We start from the raw sequence: 15,339 nt of genomic DNA on the forward strand, positions 1-15,339 counted from the left end.
CGAAACACAACCGTAGCCGAACTGTAGTGTCACGTGTCTAGGATGTCCCCATCGCCCATGTATCGATCAATGGAGGTGCCGGATGCTTAGCCATCACGAACTCGCGACACTCATGCTGCTTGGCGACACGGACAAGCGGTTGGACACTATCGATCCAGACGTGCTGGCTTTACGCCGTTATGAGCTCGTTGAAATACGGCAGCGCGATCCGCAAGGATCGACGCTGCAACTCACCCGCCAGGGCCGTGCACTGCTGGAACGGTTGCGCATGGGCGCAGGGGGCTGAGCGAAGACGGAGCATCGCGCGCGAATGCCGGAGAACACCGGCGCGGCAGAATATGCAAGTATCCTCAGCGGGGCAGTTCGACGAAAACCGGCAGCAGGTAGCATGGGCTGCGGATCGACCGGGGTCACATGGCATCGTGCGGGCAAAAGTGAAATCTTTTTGCCGCAGTGTCGATTCCGATGGTCTTGCTTCGTCGTCTCAGTGGTGGCACGCGGTTTGCCTCCGCATTTCGCCCATACTGACAGGAGACTTGCCATGACGATTCAAAAGATCACGCCTTTTCTCTGGTACTCCACGCAAGCTGAGGAGGCCGCAGCTTTCTATGCGAGTATTTTTCCGGACTCGCGCGTCACCCGGGTCACGGCGGTGCCGAGCGCCGGCTCCACGAAGGTTGTCGAGTTTGTTCTTTTTGGGCAACCCTTCATCGCGATGAGCGCATCGGGACCGGACTCGTTCAACCATGCGATCTCGCTCATGGTCAACTGTGACGATCAGGCGGAACTCGATCGCTATTGGAACGCGCTTCTCGAGGGTGGCGGTGCGCCCGAGGCGTGTGGCTGGCTGAAAGACCGCTTCGGCGTCTCGTGGCAGATCACGCCGACCGAGCAGATCAGGATGATGGCCGACCCCGATCCGGAAAAGGCCAGACGCGTGGCCGAGGCCATGATGAAAATGGTGAAGCTCGACGTCGCGGCGCTGAAAGCCGCCTATCTGGGCACGGCGAATTAACCGACGGCCCTGCAGCAGTATTCACTTTCCGTGTTACCCGGCGGCGCGAAGCGCGAGGGCTGCCGGGCGCGTTGCAAGTGCGCTTTGGCGCGGTGAAGTGGAATCCGGTTTTGCAACGACGGGATTGAAAGCAGCGAAAGCAGCGAAAGCAACGAGGGCAGTGAAGGCAAGGTGTAATCAAGGCGGATGGTTCGCCAAACGTTTGCGCCGTTGTGGCTATTGGTCTGACGATTGATCGGGTTAAAGATTTGCGTTTTGCATGTCGTTATCCAGTCAAATAAGTCAGGACCATCGTGCATACCCGCGCCGTATGAAGACACGGGATACACGAGGCAATAGTTCTTCGGGGGAACGAAACTTGAATCACCAACGATCGCCATGGTTGCGCGCAGCGGCCCCAGGTGAAGTCATCTATGCAGAAGGCTTCGCAGGCGACGCCGTCATCTACGTGATCGCAGACGGCAAAGTCGAAATTTCCACGCAATGCGATGAAAAGAAGGTCATCCTGGCCACGCTAGGCAAGGGCGAATTTTTTGGCGAGGCGTCGTTGTTGCCTGCCGAACCACGCGCGCATACCGCGAGAGCCATCAGCTTCTGTCAATTGACGGTGATCGCGGCCGGTGTCGTGGAAGAAGAGCTCGAACGCGTGTCGCCGCTCTTGCGCCATATCGTGCGCACCATGATTCGACGCGTGAAGAAAAAGGACGATGTCCTTGCCACCAATACGCATGCCGATTTTCTGCCAGGCGTGCTCTCGTACGCGCATGTGCTCTCGCTGATGGCGGGAATCGACAACACGGATCGCGCCGACGGACGCGCGCGCCGCGCGCAAGGAGAAGAGTGCTCGGTGCCTTTGCCTGAAGTCATCAAGAAGTGCCATGCGATTGCCGGTCATTCGCGTCCGCACGTGATGGCAATGCTCAAGCGCATGGAGAAACTCAACCTCGTGACGCTCGAACCGGGCCGCTCAGATCGCCTGAGCACGCTGTCGGCCCGCTATTCGGCGCAAGACGGCGCAGCCGGGCGGCAGCTCGTGACCTTCGATCCCGTGCGGATCACGGAACGGGCCCAGCAGGTGGCGGACCACGATCTCGATGTCTCGATCAATAGCGAACTGGAACTGATCGAGCTGGCCGATCTTGAAGCCCTGATCGGCGTCGAGAAGAATCTGATTCTCAACAAGCTCTCGCACGGGGAAATTGCTGAAGACGTTTTCGCGTTTCGCAAGAGCCGGGTATTGAACTACGTCGAGGAAAAGGGCATCACGTATTTTTCCAGACGCAGTCCCCGTGGCACGAGCGAGCTCAAGTCGCTGACCGATCTGGAGTTTGTCGACCAGCGAACCCTGTTCGAAGCGGTGAGCGCCTTCGACACCTATGACCTTGCGAAATTGCTCGCCGCGGTGACCGGCGAGCCGGTCTCCGATCGCCTGTTCTCGGTGATGACCGAGGCACGCAAGAAGGAGGTGTCATGGGTGATGCGTCGTGAGATCAAGATCGATCCGCTCGAGATTGCCGAGATCGAGGAGCGGTTCATCGAGACCGTGCGCACGATCAAATCGTCGGCCGCTACGGCGGCGCCGCTTTCCAACGTGGATGCCTGACACCCGCTGCTCGCACAGCGGGCCGCTTGCAGGTCCGCACCGATGATTGGGGCAGCCGTTCGAGAGGAAGTATGGATCTTTTGACGTTATTTGGCGCGCTGTTTGGCGTGGGCGCCATCGTGGCCGGATTTTCGCTCGAGGGCGGGCACTTCACCTCGCTGTTTCAACTGGAGGCGTTTGTCATCGTATTGGGCGGTACGTTCGGCGCAGTGATGATCCAGAACACGTGGGCCAGATTCCATGACGGCATCAAGCAGTTGCGGCTCGCCTTTGTGAAAGCAAGGCAGGTCGATCGGGAAAGTCTGTCGGTCCTGCTGGAGTGGGGCGATCAGGCGAAGCTGAACGGCATGCTCGTGTTCGAGTCGAGCGCGGTGATCGAGGCGGGTGGCATCAACCCGTTTGCCAGGCGCGGGCTGGAGTTGCTGGCCAATGGGGTGTCGACTGCCGTGCTCGAAGACGCCTTGCAACGGGAACTGGATGCCTATGAGCGCAATCACATGGCGGCCGCGCGAATATGGCAGCAGGCGGGTGGCTATGCGCCGACGTTCGGCATTCTGGGGGCGGTGCTCGGGCTGATTCAGGTCACCGGCCACATGCTCGAACCCGCGCAACTCGGGCAAGGGATTGCCGTCGCATTTGTGGCCACGCTGTACGGGCTCGCATTGGCGAATCTGGTGTTTTTGCCGTTGTACGGAAAGATCCGGGCGCAGGTGGATAGCGAACTGCGCTTCAGGCGTTTATACCTCGACGGCCTGCTCGCGATTTCGCGCAAGGAGTCGCCCCATACGATCGAAACCCGGCTGGCGGGTGACATTCGGGAAAGGTCGGCGGAGTTGCTGGGCTGATCGAACCCGAAGCCGGTCTCGATCGGCTGACGGCAGCGCGTCAGGCGCTCATTCAAATGCAATTCGGAAACAGACGTATCGAGCATGAGCACCTCTCTGGGCAACAAACGCCTCGCGGCGGACAAAACCGGCTATCGGCGCAACGCCCACGACACCCACGACGCCCATGATGGTGACGGCGAAGGTGAGGCGCAGTCCGGGCGCTGGCTGATTTCCTATGCGGATCTGGTCACCACGCTGATGGTGTTGTTTCTTGCGCTGTATGCGTTGCAGCTGGCCAAAAGCCGCGAGCTCGAAATAAAGATGCTGGAGCGTCACGAGGTAAAAACGGGAAACACGGCTGCCGGCAGCGCCTTGGCTCCTGCTGTCGTGCCAGGCGCGCGCGATGCGGCAAGACAGCAACTGCTTGCCTCGCTGGCGCCGCTCCAGGACAACCGGCAAATTACGATCTCGAATGCCGCACAGGGCGTGGAAATCGCCATCAACGCGAAGGTGCTTTTCAACTCGGGGGACGCGCATCTGTTGCCGCAATCTTTCGGCGTGCTGGCGCAGATTGCCGGGGCGCTGCGCGAGCGCTCGAACAACAACATCCTTGTCGAGGGCCACACCGATAGTGTGCCGATCTCGACCGCGAAGTATGAATCCAACTGGGAGCTGTCGTCGGCACGGGCCGGCGCCGTGGTTCGGTTTTTTGCGGACAGGGGAATCGAACCGCACAGAATGGCCGCAATCGGCAGGGCGGACAATTTCCCGCTGATCATCGGCGACGACGTGGCCGCGCGAGCCGCAAATCGCCGCGTCACCATCCTCGTGGAATATTGAGTCGCAAGGCGGGTGAGCGCATATGAAGCAAAGCGCCTGCGTCGATTGACCCGTGTTCCTCCCGGTGATCTGGCCGCCTGACGGCACTTGCGCGCCGCGGAACAGGCTGCGAAGATCGCGTTAGAATCGCTCATTCTTCTGATGTTTTTTCATTGTCCTGACGCCTTGCGCCGCGGTGTGTCCCTTCGGCGATTCAGGCAGCAGGCCAACTGTTCCCGATCATGGCAGCCCGATCGGGTGGCCGGGCGATCGAGCGCACCACACCGTATTTTCCGGGGAGTTACATGTTTGCGTCGAGCTCATTTGCCGGATTGCTGGGCCATGCGGGCCACTGGCTGCAAGGTTACGCGCTCGTTCTGCTGATGATGACCGTGGGCACGGTGCTGGAGCGGCGCTGGCCGGCCGAGTTGTTGCAATCGCGCGCAGGCAAGCGCTTCAACATCGTCTACGCGGCGCTGTATTCGGCGCTCGGGGAGGCGATGCGGCCGCTGATGGCGGTAGCCAGCATCACGATCGTCAATGCGCTCGGCGGCGGCTGGGTCGTGCTGGCCTCGCGCGGGTGGGGCGCGGTGGCTTCCATCGTGCTCGTGCTATTGACGATCGATCTGCTGGAATATGCGTTTCACCGCTTGCAGCATGCGTGGCCCGTGCTATGGAAGCTGCATTCGCTGCACCATAGTGCCGCCGAGTTCAATATCACGGTGACCTTCCGGCATCACTGGTTCGAACTGCTCATCAAGGGTTGCCTGCTTTATCCGCTGGTGGGCGTGATGTTCAAGGTCGAGACATGGATCGTCGGCGTGACCTCGCTCATTTTCATGCTGGGCAATTACTTCGCGCATATGAACTTGCGCATTGACCTGGGCCGCTTCACGACGTGGGTCAACAATCCGCAATATCACCGCCTGCATCACTCGAACCGTGCCGAGCACTTCGACCACAACTTCACGCAACTGCTGCCGCTGTGGGATCACCTGTTCGGCACGCGATGGGTGCCGGCGAAGCATGAATGGCCGGCCACCGGGTTGGACGACGGCGCACAGCCGCGTTCGCTGTTCGGCGCGCTGAGCTGGCCGCTGCGCGCGCATACCGGGCCTGTCCTAGGCGAGCCTCGCGTTGCGCACCGCTTTGCCGCCCAGCAGGCAGACGACCATCGTGGCCACGACGAGCACGCATAGCGCAAGGCGCAAGCCGACCAGGCCCGCGCCAGTCCGATCAACGGCAGGCCGACCGCTGCCGAAACGCGGCGCCGGCTGTCCAGCGAGCGGCATCGCCACGATGGCCCCCAGCGCAAAGGCGAACAGCCTCGCAGCCATTCGATGCGCCTTGGGCGGCTCTGGCGCGGTTAGTGCGCCATCGTGCCGGCGCTCTTCACCGTGCATGCCGCGGCGACTTTCTCGCCGTCGCTGAACGAGAACGTCAGCGGGATCGTCGTGCCGATCTTGAGCGGCTGTTTCGGGTGCTCCAGCATCACGTGATAGTTGCCCGGCGCAAAGACGAGCGAGCCGTGCGCGGGCACCGCCACCTGATCGACCATCGCCATCGACGACGTGCTGCCCTGGCTTTGCGTCTGATGCAGCATGGCCATGCCGAAGGCGTCAGCACTGACGCCGACGAGATTGACCGGTTGGTCGCCCGAATTGCTTGCCTTGAAATAGCCGCCCGAGGGCAGATCGCCCGGCAGCGCGCGGATCCAGCAGTCCGATATGCTCGCCGCTGTGGGACCGTTTGCCGTGGCGCCCGCGAAGGCCTGAATGGATGACCCGCACAGGAAAGCGGCGAGTAGGAGTTGGCGTGATGTCTTCATGATGTGCTCCTTGGTTTTGACTGCAGGAATGAAGCGTTAAGTGGAGTACCTAAGTGGAGTGCCTAAGTTGAGTACCTGAGCGGCTCACCTAAGCGGTTTGCCGCATGGCGCGGCCAAAAATCGTGCGATCGGCGAGCCACACCGCAAGCAGCGTGACGCCCATCAAAGGGAAGACGATGCCAAGCAGAACGAGGCCGGTTTTCCAGCCACGCATCGGCGGCGCGGCCCGCTCGCGCGAGGGCGCGCCGAGCGAGCGCTGCGGGCGCCGTTTCCACCACATCACGCAGCCGGTCACGGCCATTCCCGCGAGTCCAAGCGAAATCGCGGCGCAGAGAATCTGATTGGCCGTGCCGAAGTAGCGGCCCATGTGCAACGACGTGCCGTACGACACGGCTTTCGACACCGCGCCGTAATCGCCATAGCGGATGTCCTTCAGCACCGCGCCGCTGTATTGGTCGATGTACAGCGTGCGCTCGTCTTTCGGATCGGCGGGAAAGTACGAGACGGTGTAGACGCCCGTTGCCGAGGTGGGCAGCACGATGTCGTAGCCGCTCGGCACACCGAGCGATGCAACGAGCGCAACGATGCGTCCGAGGGGCAGTGCCTGCGCTGCGTGCGGATCGGCCGATTGCGGCACCGGGGTGTTGCCGACGGCCCATGGTGTGAGCGGCAACGGCAGATCGTCCATCACCATGCCGGGCATTGAATCCATGTTCGCTTCGTGGGCGCCGTGTTCGTCGTGTTCATGGGTCGATGTGGCGGCAAGATGGGCCGCATGCGCGGATTGCGTGCCGCTGCGGGGATCCGCCGCGCCGGTCTGGTCGCCGCCGCGCATGCCCGGCAGTGTGGAGCGCAACGGCAGGCCACCACCCCACGCTCCCGGCGGCGCGCCAAGATTGGCGGCGCTCGCGAGCGCCTTGAACTGCTTGCCCCATGAGCCCGTCCACGGCAGACCGCTCAGCACGAATACGAGCGCGCCGAGCGCGAGCCAGATGCCCATTACGGCGTGCAGGTTCTTCCACAGCGCGCGGCCTTTTAGCGAGAAACGTGGCAGCAGTGCCGCGCGCGCAGTGGTTTTCTCGCGCGGCCACCAGAGTGCGATGCCGGTGCCGATCATCACCAGCGTCCAGCACGCGGCCAACTCCATCAGCAATTCGCCGGGCTTGCCGAGCAGCAGCTTGCGATGAAGCATGCGGTCCACCTGCATGAAGCGATGCTCGACGCTCAGCGTGCCCAACACTTCGCCGCTGTACGGGTTCAGATAGACACTCTGCTTTTCGCCGTCGGCGAGACGGAAGATGAATTCGGTGCTGCGGTCAGGCGCATTCGCGATGGGGGCCGTCACCGCGCGGGCGTCGGCCGGCATCGCCGCGCGCGCTCTCGCAAGCAGAACCTCTTCCGTGAGCCTCGGCGTGGCTTGCGGTTCGACGATCAGGCGGTGCGGATAAAGCAGCGGCTCGATTTGCGGCTGGAAGCAATACAGCGTGCCGGTGATCGCGAGCACCACCAGAAAGGGCATCACAAAGAGGCCCGCGTAAAAGTGCCAGCGCCAGAGCGTCCGGTAGCCGGCGTTCGCAGCGCCGCTCGACGAGGTGGTGCGTTGAGCAAGGGTGGTGGACATTCAATCCTCCTGAACAGATATTGGGGTGATCGGTTTGCGCAGCGACGCATGCGCCGGTTTGCCACTCGCGAGTGGATCGACCCGGGCGAGTGCAGATGCAGGTGCAAGTGGCACAGGCACATCGCGTCTTCACATGCGCAGCTTCCCTTCGACATAGAACGTACGGCCCGGATAGGGGTGGTAGACGAAGTAGCGCGCGTCGAACAGGTTGTCGACGCCAATGCCGATTTCACTCAGTTTGGTCGGCTTGAAGGTGAACTTCGCGTCCGCCACCGTGTACGAACTGGTGCCGCCGAATACATTGGGATTCGTGTCGGTATTGGTGAGCGTGTTGTATTCACGGCCGGAGTAGCGCGCGGCGAGCGTGAGCGCCGAGCGTTCGTCGATGTGATAGGTCGCGGCGAGATTGGCGCGCCACAACGGAATCCGGTAGAAGTACTTGCCGACGCTCGCCGGGTTCTGCGCGTTCGCGATGATCTTCGACTGCGTGTACGCCACGCTCGCCAGCAGATCGAGACCGCGAATGAATACATCCTGTCCCGCGTAGCTTGTTTCGACGCCACGCGAGCGCACCTTGCCGATGTTCTGGAAGTTCGTCACGTTGGGAATCACGGTCGTATCGGTCTGGCTGAAGATCGTGTTCTTCACGTCGTCCTGAAACAGCGAGAAGCGGAATATGCCGTTCCAGTGCGCCCATTCGGCGGTCAGCTCTTTCGAGAGATCGTCTTCCGGCTTCAGGTTTGGATTGTTGTTGACGATCGAGGAGCCGTTGATTTGCCCCTGGAACATCTCACCCACGGTCGGAAACCGATAGGCGCGGCCAATCGAAGCGCGCAAGGTCAGATCGTCGGTGACGTCGAACGACAATGAGGCTTTCGGCGAGAAGTGGTGCTGGCTCGCGTCGCTGTATCGAATGGCTGTGCCGGGCAGCGCTTGCGAACCGCCGTAGGCTTGCCAGTCTTCGTACCGCACGCCGTAGACCAGTTTCCAGCGCGGCAGAAAGCGCCACGCATCCTGCGCGTACAGTGCCTGAGTCTGCGTCTTGCCGGCGAACGCATTGGCAAACGAGGTGGCTGCGCCGTCGCGCCAGTTCAGCGTGTTGTAGCTTTCGTTATCGAGGAAGTAGTTGTCGTAGTGATAGCCGAAGCTCAATGCGTGGTTGGTCCACCCTGCTTGCGGCGTGACGGGTGTGTAAGTGGTGCGCAGGTCGAGCGTTTTCCAGCCGGTGCCGTCGCCGAAAGTCACGGTGCCTGGGCCATTGCCCGGCGCACCTGAACTCGCGGTGCGCGCCACGCTATTGCCCACGTCGTAGTACGAAGCGATTGCTTCGCCGTTCCAGCCGGTGGCGTTGCGCGTCTTCAGCGTGAGTCCATATAGCCAGTTTTCGCTGTGGCCGAGGCTCGGCGCGAAGGCGGCCGCCGGAATTGTGTACTCGTAGCCGCCGATCGCGACCTTGCCGCTGTATACGGGGTTGCCGTTCGCGTCGCGCAGGAAGCTCGATGTCGCGCTGTTGTAGGTCTGATGCCAGTAGCCGAGCGTGAAGGCGGCTTGCAGTGTCGGCGTGAAGTCGTACTGCATCTTCAGCTTGAACTGGTCCTGCACCGTATGTTCGATCCCTTCGCCGTTCACGCCGAGCACCGCGGTCGGCGTATTGGTCTGGTTGTTGTAGAAGGTTGCGCCGGTCACTGGCGTATCGCCGGCTTTCGCGGGCGTGCTGGACCTGGCGAGCGTGGCGAATTGCAGCGGCTGGCTGGTGTTCTCCAGGTGATTCACGCCCAGAAAATACGAGAACTTGCCGATCCGGTCGCCGATCGAGGCGCTCGCCTCGCTGCCGTTGAAATTCTGATTCACGCCGAACAGGCTGAAATGCTGGGTGAAGGCTTTGACATCCGCGTCGGCTTCGAACTGTTTCGGCATGCGGGTGCTGATAAGTACGGTGGCGCCTAGCGAATTGCCCGGATAGAGCGCGGAAAACGGCCCGTAGAGCACGTCGACCTGCTGGATTTCGTCGGGAAACACCATCGACCAGCGCGGTGGAAACGAATAACTGTTGCCGAGCAGATTGCTGAGCAGCAGACCGTCCGCGTAGACGAGACCGCGTGCGCTCTGCGTGTTGCTGGTGCCGCGCACGGCGATGATCGAATTCAGATCGCCGATAAAACGCTTGCGCACGGCGAGGTTCGGCATGTACTTCAGCACGTCTTCGGTATTGACGACGTTCCAGTTGTCGAACTGTTCGCGCGTCACGGTTTCGACCGAGGCCGGCAGATTAGGGTCGACGGCGCGCGGGGCGGCGACAGCATGGGCGGTGACGCTGACGGCGGGCAGCGTGGTGGCGTCGGCGGGCGCGGTCTGGGCGTGCGCCGGAGCGGCGATGAATACCGGTGCGAACGCCGGAATCAGGGCCGGAAAATACGACAGCGGCCGATGAACGGACGGAATGCGACGGGCGCAAAAGGGCAGCCTTCGCAGGGCGAAGTTGAACATGAACGTTTCCTTGATGCATTGAACGGACGATCGCGCGCGCCCTTAACGGGTGCTGCGAAATGCGCGATCAGGAACAGCAGCGATCAGGAAACGACGGGCGGATCTCGTGGGCGTCCGGACGGGAACGCACCAAGCGGTGTGAAGCGGGTGGAGAGGGCGGGCGGCGCGGTGCCGGCGAGCGCAAGCGCGGCCGGCGGTTCGACGGCCGCGACGCTTGGCATGGCGACGTGGTGTTCGAGCAGGTGGCAGTAGCCGCAGGCGCCGAAGGCGTCGTCGTGGCTGAGATGGACCGGCGCCGGGCTGGTTTGCGTGGACGGGCTCGCCAGGCTCTGATTGTGCGGCTGGAGCGCCGAACAGAGCGCGGCGAAGGGTTCGTTCGCGCGGTTCGATACCAGCACCTGACTCACGACCGGCGCGAACACGACGAGCCACATGGCGATCAGGCCAAGCCATGCGGTCATGCGGTTGCGGGAGTGTGGAGTCATGATGGCGAACGTAAAGACGCGGGCGATTCTAGCATTGCCACGCATTCTTTTCTCGAGTGATTCCGCTTATTGCATGGGATATAGCGTGGGATTAGAAGCCCGAAACCCACTCATTTCCAGGCGTTGCCGTCCGGCCGCTTGCCGTAAGCTGTGTGCTTCAGGTTGCGCTTTCCAGCGCCAATGCGCGGATGCGCGCCATGCTGAAGCGGGCGCGGATAGGGCATGAATAAAGCATGAAAACGCGCGATTGACCCGGCCTGAACGCAGCCGATCCCACTACGACGACTCATGGCATCAACGCAGACATCCACGCAGACGCGCGCATCTTCGGCATCTTCGATCACCGGCGTCAATCAGCAGGCGGCGTCGCTCTGTTCGGCCGGGGAATTCGCCGCGGCTTTGGCGCTGGTGATGCCGCTCCTCGAACCGCATGCCGACTTAACGGAACAGGAAGACGCGCGGGCCGACGCGTTGAATATTGCCGGGGCCTGCTCGTATGGATTGGGCAATCTGCCGGAGGCGGAAAACTATTGGCGCCAATGTCTGCGCGCGAAGCCCGGCTATGCCGAGGTGTACAGCAGTCTCGGCATGCTGCTCAAATCGCTCGGGCGGCTTTCGGCGGCCAAGGCGGTTTATCGGCAACTGGTCGCCCTGCGGCCCGGCCAGGCCGACGCGCACAACAATCTCGGCACGGTGCTCTACGGGATGGGCCACAAGGCCGAGGCCGAGGCGTCGTATCGCCAGGCGGTCGCGATCCATCCCGGCTATGCCCAGGCGCACTACAACCACGCCATCGTATTGCACGAACTGCACCGCCTGCCGGAAGCCGAAGCGGCCTACCGTCAGGCTCTGGTCGGGCTGCCCGCGCATGCCGAGGCGTACAACAACCTGGGTAACGTACTGATGGACCTCGGGCGTGTCGACGACGCGGACACCGCGTACCGGCAGGCGCTGACCATCAAGCCCCAGTATCCGGAGGCGCTCAACAACCTCGGCGGCGCGTTGAAGGCGGCGTTGCGCCTGCCCGAGGCCGAACTGGCTTGCCGGCTCGCGCTGGCTATTCGCCAGGATTACCCGGAGGCCTACCTCAACCTCGGTGCGGTGCTGGCGGACCTCTGGCGTCTGCCTGAGGCTGAAGCCGCATACCGGCAGGCCATCGCGCATCGCCCGGACTATGCGCAGGCGTACTACAACCTCGGCCTCGCGCTGTCCAACCTGGAGCGCCTGCCTGAAGCCGAAGCGGCTTACCGGGAGGCGATTCGCTGTCAGCCCGGCATCGTCCATGCGCATAACAACCTGGGCTGCGTGCTGCGCCTGCTCGACCGCTTGCCCGAAGCCATCGAGGCTTTCACGCATGCGCTCGCGCTGCGTCCTGATATGGCTGAGGCGCACTACAACGTCGGGGCCGCGCTGGCGCAACTCAAGCGGCTGCCCGAGGCCGAGGCTGCATACCTTCGGGCGCTGGCTTTACGCCCCGATTACGGCGACGCCAGATTCGGTCTCGCCGTGCTGCTGCTCGGCATGGGCCGCTTCGAGGAGGGCTGGCGCTTGTATGAGTGCCGCTACGATCAGCCGGGTTTCGTGCATCACAAGACGCGTTCCATGCTGGGCTGTCCGCAGTGGCAAGGTGAGACGCTTTCCGGCAAATCCTTGCTGGTCTGGCAGGAAGACGGGCTGGGCGATATGGTGCAGTTCAGCCGCTATTTCGCCTTACTCAAGGCACAAGGGCCCGTCCATATCGCGTTTGCCTGTATGCCTGCCTTGCATCGATTGATGGCTTCGGTGGACGGCATCGATGCGGTGCTCGATCACGACACGGCATTCGCCCGCGTGGCGGCATCCCGCTACGACTGCTGGACGAGCCTGTTGAGTGCGCCGCTGCACTTGCGCACCACTGTCGATACGATTCCGCGCCCGGTTCGCCTCACGGCCGAGCCGTCGCTCGTCGAAAAGTGGCGGCCGATGCTCGAGACCCTGCCGGCCGGCCGCAAAATCGGGCTGGTCTGGAAGGGCAATGCGAAACACCACAACGACGAGAACCGCTCGATCCCGACACTCGCCACGCTCGCGCCGCTCTGGAGCGTGCCGGGCGTGAGCTTCGTGAGCTTGCAGAAAGGCCAGGGCGAGGATGAGGCGCACAACCCGCCTGCCGGTCAGCCGCTGCTGGCGCTCGGTTCGGCCGTGAGCGATTTCGCGGACACTGCGGCGATCGTCGAGCAACTCGATCTGGTGATTTGCGTGGATACGTCGATGGCGCATCTGGCCGCGTCGCTCGGCAAACCGTGCTGGGTGATGCTGCCGGAAAAGGACATCGACTGGCGCTGGATGCACGAACGCAGCGATTCGCCCTGGTATCCGCACACGCTGCGGCTGTTTCGCCGGGCCGCAGGGGAGGGCTGGCCGGTGACGGTCGAGCGCGTGAGACAGGCCTGTATGGAACAATTTCCCGTCTTGGCAAATACATCCGGACTCCTCACTTGACCCGCTGCGCACGCTTGCGCCCCGATTGCGGCGAAGCATGAAACTGACTCTCGGTCGTTTCGATCGCCTGGCCGAGGAACTGCAGGAACATGCTCATCGCGACGGTCGTGGTCAGGTCCGAGCGTTGATAAAGGCAGCTGAACGACTTCGCGCCGGCATCGGCTAGCGCAGTCCACGCGAGCTTGCGCTGCGCTACATCCTCCGCGACGTTCTCCCCGATCAGGAAGCCGATGCCGACACCGTCAGCAATCAGCCGGCGCACCATCGAAACCGAACTCGTTTCCACGAGCGGCCGCGCCTTGCGTTGCTCACGGTGATCGATCTGATCCACCATGGCGCGCAATTCCGTGTCGGGTGTCATGAGAATGAGCGGGTAGTCGAGACAGTCGCGCAAACGAGGCCGTTTGCCGAGCTTCGTGAGCGGATGCCCCGGCGGCGTGACGAGCCCAAGGTGCTGCGAGAAAGCGCGCACCTCCACGACGCCTGGCGGCGGCTTGCGGCGCAGGCCATAGCCGATGTCGGCCTCGCCGGTCTCCACCCACTTGAGGATGCTCTCGCCGTTGCCGGAGCGCACGCTGTACGTCACGCCCGGATAGCTCTGCATGGCCGCCTGAATGGCTTCGGGCACCAGCCGCTCGGCCGTGGATGGCGACACCGCCAGGTTGATGTGCCCGCGCCGCAGCGAGCGCAAATCTTCCACCTGAGTCATCGCATTATCGAAATCGCGCTGACCGCGCCGCACCGCAGCAATGATGATCTCGCCGGCCGTGGTGAGTTGCATGCCGCGCGGCAACCGGTCGAACAGCGGCGAGCCGACCTGCTCTTCCAGGTTGAGGATTTGCTGGTGTACGGCAGCCGCGGTCAGGTGCAGTGAGTCGGCCGCTTTGCGGATCGAACCACGTCTGACCACTTCGTCGAAACAACGGAATGTCTGCGATATTGGACGCATAAATCAACCGTATAGTTTTTCCATACGGGCCGTAAAGAATAATCAGGTTTTATTGACGGAACGGATAGCCTAGATTTCGCTTCATCATCTTAACGGAGCGAACCGTGACCACAACAGTCGATCAAATTACCCAGCGGCGCCGCGGCGTCGGCCTCATTGCTCACGACCCCAGGGTTTCATTCGGCGGGTATACGCTGATTGCCCCGCAAACGGCGGGTGGCCACGTCTATCTCATCGATATCGACGGCACGGTCGTACACGAATGGAAGATGCCGGTGCGGGCCGGCCGCCACGCCGTGATTCTCCCCAACGGCAATCTCGGCTACAACGGCAACCATGCGAAATCGGAAAACCGTTACGCACCGTGGTCGATGTGGCACGGCGGCGATTTCTCCGAAGTAACGCCTGACGGTGAGGTGGTCTGGCACTACGAAGATCCCGCGCATCATCACGACGCACAGTGGCTCGCCAACGGCAATCTGCTGTACGCCGCGTGCGCATCCGTGCCGGCAGGGTTTGCCGAGCGCGTGCCGGGCGGCACCGCGCACGGCCCCGACGAAGTCATGTACGCTGACGTGATCCGCGAAGTGAATCGCGCGGGCGAACTGGTGTGGGAATGGAAGGCGTGGGAGCACCTGAAGCCCGAAGACTTTCCGATCGCGCCCGGTTTTGGCCGCTATCACTGGCCGCTCGTGAACGGGCTCGGCGTGAATGCGAAGGGCGAGGTGCTGATGAGCCTGCGCACCACGTCGGGCATCATCGCCGTCGAGCGCGAGACCGGCAGCGTCACGCTGCACATTCCACCGAGCGTGGTGTCGCATCAGCATGCCCCCGTGGCGCTCGCCAACGGCAACATTCTCACCTTCGACAACGGCAACTTCCGAGCCGGCGCGCACGTGGCTTTTTCGCGCGTGCTCGAGATCGATCCGAAGAACAACGAAGTTGTGTGGTCGTATGCCGACGACATGGTGAATGCGTTTTACAGCGCTTTCATGGGCAACGCGCAGCGGCTCGCGAACGGCAACACGCACATTACGGAGTCGGCGACGGGCCGCCTCTTCGAAGTGACGCCCGCGGGCGAGGTGGTGTGGGAATACGTGATTCCCTGGTTCGGCGAGTACCCGGACGACGCAGCGCGCAAAACCGGCCCCGGCCAGTTGAACAGCGTGTTCCAGACCTTCCGCTACAGCCGCGAGCAGTTGCCGTGGCTGCGTGCCTGAACGC

The 15,339-nt window shown here is 62.5% G+C and carries 13 protein-coding genes; 8 read left to right on the forward strand and 5 right to left on the reverse strand.

Features of this window, described 5'->3' with window-relative positions; translation table 11 throughout:
• Positions 1-82: 82 nt before the first annotated feature.
• The 6 genes from BCY88_RS14615 to BCY88_RS14640 all read left to right on the forward strand — a co-directional run bounded on the left by BCY88_RS14615 (position 83) and on the right by BCY88_RS14640 (position 5,463).
• Positions 83-286 carry a hypothetical protein gene (locus BCY88_RS14615; protein WP_120344924.1) on the forward strand — a complete coding sequence of 68 codons (204 nt, stop codon included), beginning with the start codon at positions 83-85 and terminating at the stop codon, positions 284-286.
• Positions 287-541: 255 nt separating this feature from the next.
• Positions 542-1,015 (forward strand): VOC family protein, encoded by a 474-nt coding sequence (locus BCY88_RS14620; RefSeq protein WP_120344925.1) that lies wholly within the window; start codon positions 542-544, stop codon positions 1,013-1,015.
• A gap of 358 nt (positions 1,016-1,373) precedes the next feature.
• Positions 1,374-2,618 (forward strand): Crp/Fnr family transcriptional regulator, encoded by a 1,245-nt coding sequence (locus BCY88_RS14625; protein WP_120344926.1) that lies wholly within the window; start codon positions 1,374-1,376, stop codon positions 2,616-2,618.
• 71 nt (positions 2,619-2,689) lie between these two features.
• Entirely contained in the window at positions 2,690-3,463 is a 774-nt protein-coding gene (locus BCY88_RS14630) for a flagellar motor protein (RefSeq protein ID WP_120344927.1), read from the forward strand.
• 84 nt (positions 3,464-3,547) lie between these two features.
• On the forward strand, positions 3,548-4,285 hold the full coding sequence (locus tag BCY88_RS14635; RefSeq protein WP_120344928.1) for an OmpA family protein: 738 nt from the start codon (positions 3,548-3,550) through the stop codon (positions 4,283-4,285).
• Positions 4,286-4,506: 221 nt separating this feature from the next.
• Positions 4,507-5,463, forward strand: coding sequence for a sterol desaturase family protein (locus tag BCY88_RS14640; RefSeq protein ID WP_259461395.1), 957 nt, complete (start codon positions 4,507-4,509; stop codon positions 5,461-5,463).
• 167 nt (positions 5,464-5,630) lie between these two features.
• Here BCY88_RS14640 and BCY88_RS14650 read toward each other — a convergent pair whose 3' ends face one another.
• From BCY88_RS14650 to BCY88_RS14665, 4 genes are all read right to left on the reverse strand, one after another.
• Positions 5,631-6,092, reverse strand: coding sequence for a copper chaperone PCu(A)C (locus BCY88_RS14650; protein WP_120344931.1), 462 nt, complete (start codon positions 6,090-6,092; stop codon positions 5,631-5,633).
• A gap of 88 nt (positions 6,093-6,180) precedes the next feature.
• On the reverse strand, positions 6,181-7,713 hold the full coding sequence (locus BCY88_RS14655) for a PepSY-associated TM helix domain-containing protein (protein WP_120344932.1): 1,533 nt from the start codon (positions 7,711-7,713) through the stop codon (positions 6,181-6,183).
• A gap of 129 nt (positions 7,714-7,842) precedes the next feature.
• Positions 7,843-10,200, reverse strand: coding sequence for a TonB-dependent receptor (locus BCY88_RS14660; RefSeq protein WP_120344933.1), 2,358 nt, complete (start codon positions 10,198-10,200; stop codon positions 7,843-7,845).
• A gap of 83 nt (positions 10,201-10,283) precedes the next feature.
• Positions 10,284-10,685 carry a DUF2946 domain-containing protein gene (locus BCY88_RS14665; RefSeq protein ID WP_120345027.1) on the reverse strand — a complete coding sequence of 134 codons (402 nt, stop codon included), beginning with the start codon at positions 10,683-10,685 and terminating at the stop codon, positions 10,284-10,286.
• Between the two features lie 288 nt (positions 10,686-10,973).
• On the opposite strand from BCY88_RS14665, the gene BCY88_RS14670 reads away from it, so the two are divergent.
• A complete protein-coding gene (locus BCY88_RS14670) occupies positions 10,974-13,166 on the forward strand; it encodes a tetratricopeptide repeat protein (protein WP_120344934.1) in 2,193 nt (730 codons plus the stop codon).
• Here BCY88_RS14670 and BCY88_RS14675 read toward each other — a convergent pair.
• The gene (locus BCY88_RS14675; protein ID WP_120344935.1) at positions 13,159-14,115 is read right to left on the reverse strand and encodes a LysR family transcriptional regulator; all 957 of its coding nucleotides are present in this window, start codon (positions 14,113-14,115) and stop codon (positions 13,159-13,161) included. The two genes, BCY88_RS14670 and BCY88_RS14675, sit on opposite strands and share 8 nt — an antisense overlap.
• A 104-nt stretch (positions 14,116-14,219) precedes the next feature.
• Here BCY88_RS14675 and BCY88_RS14680 point away from each other — a divergent pair, with 104 nt between their 5' ends.
• Entirely contained in the window at positions 14,220-15,335 is a 1,116-nt protein-coding gene (locus BCY88_RS14680) for an aryl-sulfate sulfotransferase (protein ID WP_120344936.1), read from the forward strand.
• Positions 15,336-15,339 lie beyond the last annotated feature (4 nt).

The organism is Paraburkholderia fungorum, assembly GCF_003610895.1.
Taxonomy (GTDB): domain Bacteria; phylum Pseudomonadota; class Gammaproteobacteria; order Burkholderiales; family Burkholderiaceae; genus Paraburkholderia; species Paraburkholderia fungorum_B.

Excerpts from the sequence above, each read along its gene's own strand:
- BCY88_RS14615 (WP_120344924.1), top strand. The coding sequence starts at position 83 with ATGCTTAGCCATCACGAACTCGCGACACTCATGCTGCTTGGCGACACG.
- BCY88_RS14620 (WP_120344925.1), top strand. The coding sequence starts at position 542 with ATGACGATTCAAAAGATCACGCCTTTTCTCTGGTACTCCACGCAAGCT.
- BCY88_RS14630 (WP_120344927.1), top strand. The coding sequence starts at position 2,690 with ATGGATCTTTTGACGTTATTTGGCGCGCTGTTTGGCGTGGGCGCCATC.
- BCY88_RS14635 (WP_120344928.1), top strand. The coding sequence starts at position 3,548 with ATGAGCACCTCTCTGGGCAACAAACGCCTCGCGGCGGACAAAACCGGC.
- BCY88_RS14640 (WP_259461395.1), top strand. The coding sequence starts at position 4,507 with ATGGCAGCCCGATCGGGTGGCCGGGCGATCGAGCGCACCACACCGTAT.
- BCY88_RS14650 (WP_120344931.1), bottom strand. The coding sequence starts at position 6,092 with ATGAAGACATCACGCCAACTCCTACTCGCCGCTTTCCTGTGCGGGTCA.
- BCY88_RS14655 (WP_120344932.1), bottom strand. The coding sequence starts at position 7,713 with ATGTCCACCACCCTTGCTCAACGCACCACCTCGTCGAGCGGCGCTGCG.
- BCY88_RS14660 (WP_120344933.1), bottom strand. The coding sequence starts at position 10,200 with ATGTTCAACTTCGCCCTGCGAAGGCTGCCCTTTTGCGCCCGTCGCATT.
- BCY88_RS14665 (WP_120345027.1), bottom strand. The coding sequence starts at position 10,685 with ATGACTCCACACTCCCGCAACCGCATGACCGCATGGCTTGGCCTGATC.
- BCY88_RS14670 (WP_120344934.1), top strand. The coding sequence starts at position 10,974 with ATGGCATCAACGCAGACATCCACGCAGACGCGCGCATCTTCGGCATCT.
- BCY88_RS14675 (WP_120344935.1), bottom strand. The coding sequence starts at position 14,115 with ATGCGTCCAATATCGCAGACATTCCGTTGTTTCGACGAAGTGGTCAGA.